At 67.9% G+C, this 3,869-nt stretch carries 2 protein-coding genes; both read left to right on the top strand.

Going from position 1 to position 3,869, the window contains the following annotated elements; all coding sequences use genetic code 11:
• Positions 1-78: 78 nt before the first annotated feature.
• A complete protein-coding gene (locus tag EB084_21385) occupies positions 79-2,442 on the top strand; it encodes a hypothetical protein (protein ID NDD30818.1) in 2,364 nt (787 codons plus the stop codon).
• 26 nt (positions 2,443-2,468) lie between these two features.
• Positions 2,469-3,704 (top strand): hypothetical protein, encoded by a 1,236-nt coding sequence (locus EB084_21380; GenBank protein NDD30817.1) that lies wholly within the window; start codon positions 2,469-2,471, stop codon positions 3,702-3,704.
• The last annotated feature ends 165 nt before the right edge of the window (positions 3,705-3,869 follow it).

Raw genomic sequence — 3,869 nt, 5'->3', positions numbered from 1 at the left:
ACTCGGCGCCTCAGTTGGCCCTCTTGGAGCGAGCTCGAACTGAGATCGCTCCTCCTCCTCCTCCGCGTCCTCCCACTCTTGGCGGCCGTGCTCGGGCCGGAATTTGCGCCCATCGACGCCCACCCCACCCGGGTTCGTCTCCCCGACGAGCCGCTCATGCTCTGCGACCGCATCATGTCGGTGGAGGGCGAGCCGCGCTCGCTGTCGAGGGGGCGTCTCGTCACCGAGCACGACGTGCTCGAGGGGGCGTGGTACCTCGACGGGAACCGGGCACCCGTGTTCGTCTCGGTGGAGGCCGGTCAGGCCGATCTCTTCCTGTCGGCGTACCTGGGCATCGACTTCACGCACGGCGGCGCGCGCATGTATCGCCTGCTCGACGCCACGGTCACCTTCCATCGCGGCCTTCCTCAACCGGGAGAGATGATGGTCTACGACATCCGCATCGATCGCTTCGTGCGCCAGGGCGACGTGACCCTCTTCTTCTTCGAGTTCGATGGCACCATCGATGATCAGCCGTTCCTCACCATGCGCAAGGGCTGCGCGGGCTTCTTCACCTACGAGGAGATCGCCAGCTCCGGCGGCATCGTGCTCACCGACGCCGAGAACCGGGCACGTCCCGGCATGCGTGGCGCTGACGTGCGCCTGCTGGTCGCCTTCGATGCGCCAGAGGCTTGCGACGAGGCTCAGGTGCGCGCGCTGCGTCGCGGCGATCTCGGTGCAGCCTTCGGGCCGGCATTCGCTTCGCTCGGGTTGAGCGCACCGGTGCGCCTCCCCGAGGGGCGCCTGGCGCTCTTCGATCGGGTGCTCTCCCTCGAGCCCACGGGCGGTCGCTTCGGCCTCGGGCGGGTGCGCGCCGAGGCCGACATCCACCCGGATGACTGGTTTCTCACCTGTCACTTCGTCGACGACATGGTCATGCCAGGCACGCTCATGTACGAGTGCTGCGCCCACACGTTGCGCGTTCTGCTCATGCGCATGGGGTGGGTGGGCGAGCACGACGCGGTGGCGTGGGAGCCCGTGGTGGGCAATGCGGCGGCGCTTCGATGCCGCGGTCCGGTCACGGCGGGCACGAAGAAGGTGGTCTACGAGATCGAGATCAAGGAGATGGGCTACCGCCCCGAGCCCTACGTCATCGCCGACGCCATGATGTACGCCGACGGGCGCGCCATCGTGCGCTTTGTCGACATGAGCATGCAGGCCACGGGGCTCACCCGCGAGATGCTCGAGGCCACGTGGCTGCGGGCCGCCGCGTCCACGCGTGTGGCAACGGCCGCGCCAGCGTCCGCTGCGAGCCTGGTGAAGCCCGAGATCTACACCCGCGAGCACATCCTGCAGTTCGCCGTGGGGCGTCCTTCGCTGGCGTTCGGCCCGCCCTACCTTCCCTACGATGAGGAACGTCGATGCGCCCGCCTTCCCGGCCCGCCCTACATGTTCCTCGACCGCATCACCGAACTGGGGAGCGAGCCGTTCCTCTGCAAGGCGGGCGGTTGGTTCGAGGCCGAGTACGACATCCCGGTCGACGCATGGTACTTCCGCGCCAACCGTCAGATGTGCATGCCGTTCGCGGTGCTGCTCGAGACCGCGCTGCAGCCCTGCGGCTGGCTGGCCGCCTATCTTGGGTCGGCGCTGCAGAGCCCCACGGATCTGAAGTTCCGCAACCTCGGTGGAACCGCCACCTGGCACGAAGAGGTGTTTCCCACCCACGGCACCCTCACCACCCGGGTGAGGCTGACGCGCGTGTCGCAGGCGGGCGGCATGATCATCGAAGACTTCGACATGGAGATGACCTGCAACGGTCGCCCCATCTACACGGGAGTGACCACCTTCGGGTTCTTCTCGGCCTCCGCGCTGGCCAACCAGATCGGCATCCGCGACGCGAAGGATCGCCTGCACGTTCCCGATGCCGACGCGCTGGCCCGCGCGCGCGCCTGGCGCTTTGCCCTCGAGGCTCCGCACGTGCCCGACGACCCGCACACCACGTCGGCCCCTGCAGCGGCCCTCCCGGCCCAGGCCTTCTTGTTCAACGACGAGGTTGAGGCCTACGTGGCCGACGGCGGCCCCCACGGGCTTGGGTTCATCCGCGGCGGCAAGACCGTCGACGCCGACGAGTGGTTCTTCAAGGCCCACTTCTATCAAGACCCCGTGGTGCCTGGTTCCATCGGGCTCGAGGCCTTCATCCAGCTGCTCGAGAGCGTGGCCCTCGAGCGCTGGCCGCACCTGGCCGCCACCCACCGCTTCGTGCCCACCCTCCTCGGGCAGCCGCACACCTGGGTGTATCGCGGGCAGGTGATTCCCACCAACAAGCGGGTGACGGTCGAGGCCGTGGTCACCGCGGTGAGCGAGACGCCCCATCCCACCCTGGTGGGGAACGGCTTCCTGCACGTCGATGGTCTCACCATCTATGAGATGCGTGACTTCGGCATTCGCATGGTGCCTCGCTGATCTCGGGAAGCGGGTGCACTGAAATCATGAGCGAGGAGAGCCGCAGGCTCGCGGATCGGCTGGTCGCAGAGGGGCTCGTCCAGAGCGAGGGGCGTTTCACGCTCGCTGAGCGCTTCGCCATGCCGCGCGCGGGGGCTTTGAGCGATGCGTCGTTGTACCTGCTCAAGCTTGCGCAGCACTCGGTTGCGTCGGGGGCGCGGCGTCTGCTTCTCGAGGGGAGTGGCTACGCCACGACATTCATGCACGATGGCGTCTCGATGGGAGCGGACGCATTGGTCGATCTGCTCATGGGGCGGCTGCCCGCGCGCGACAGTCGCGCCTCACGCGCGCTCGTCGCACTGGCCGACGCCATCGACACGGCGCTCACCCACGGGGCCTCGGTAGAGCTCAACGTGCGTCACGACGAGACTGTGATACGGGTGGTCATGCGCGAGGGGACCTGTGAGATCGAGCCACGGGCAGGCGGGCGCATCGCTGCGCACTGGTCGATGCGGGTCATGGTGAAGGGCATGCAGGTCGACAAGCGCCGCGCGGTGGAGGCCGTGCGCCAGCGATGCCGTCACGCGCCGGCCATGGTCATCATCGATGAGAAGCTGGCCAACGCAACGACCTTCGGAGGCTCTCCCCTTGGTCTCACCGATGTGGTGAGAGGGCGCTTCGTGACGTGCCTGCTGCCCATGCCGCACGGCTTGGGCCTCTACGCCCGCGATCGTCATGTGGTCGAGCTGCGCTGGCTCCCCACCGAGCCCGATGCCGGAGGCATCTGTCTGCCCCAGCCGGCCATGGGTTGCCTCTCGCTCGAGCGGGTGTGGGACGAACAAACGTGGCCTCTCGTCGATGATCCGGCGCTCAACCGTTCCGACGTGGAGCGCAATCGGGTCCGTCGCTCGTACGTGATTCCCACGGGAGATGAGAACCCGTTGCGAATCGGTGTCTATCGCGGGGTCACGGCGCTGCGTCCGCGTGATGACGGCCCTGCGCGCCTGACGCTGGTGATGGACGGGGTCATCGTGCGTGAGGAGGTGCTCACCGATGCGGTGAGCGGGGTCGACGCCATCATGGCGGTCGATGCGCTCGATCTCGAGCGCGCGACCATGGCCGTTCGTGAAGATGGCGCTTTCGAGGAGGCGCTAGGTACGATTCGCGAGCGCGTGGGTCTTCTCGAGCGCGTGCTGGCCTACGAGTTCGTGGGCGACGCACGACCTGCGCGCGTCGCCCACGCCCTCAGCGGGCGAGCGGGCGCTCGCCTGCTGGGAGGGTAGAAGGCTTGGAAGCGCGGCTGAAGATGAAGCCGCACTTCTAGCAACCCGTCTGGGCGGACATCGGCCTTGTCGGCCGTTCGCCTAGAGCTTGTTCAGCTTGAGGTGGACCGTGCGCCCCTCTCGGGTCGCCGAGGCCTGATTTCCGCCGCCCGCGGCCAGTGCAGC

This window comes from Pseudomonadota bacterium (assembly GCA_010028905.1).
In the GTDB taxonomy this organism is placed as follows: Bacteria; Vulcanimicrobiota; Xenobia; order RGZZ01; family RGZZ01; genus RGZZ01.
This window is presented reverse-complemented; position numbering and strand designations above follow the sequence as displayed.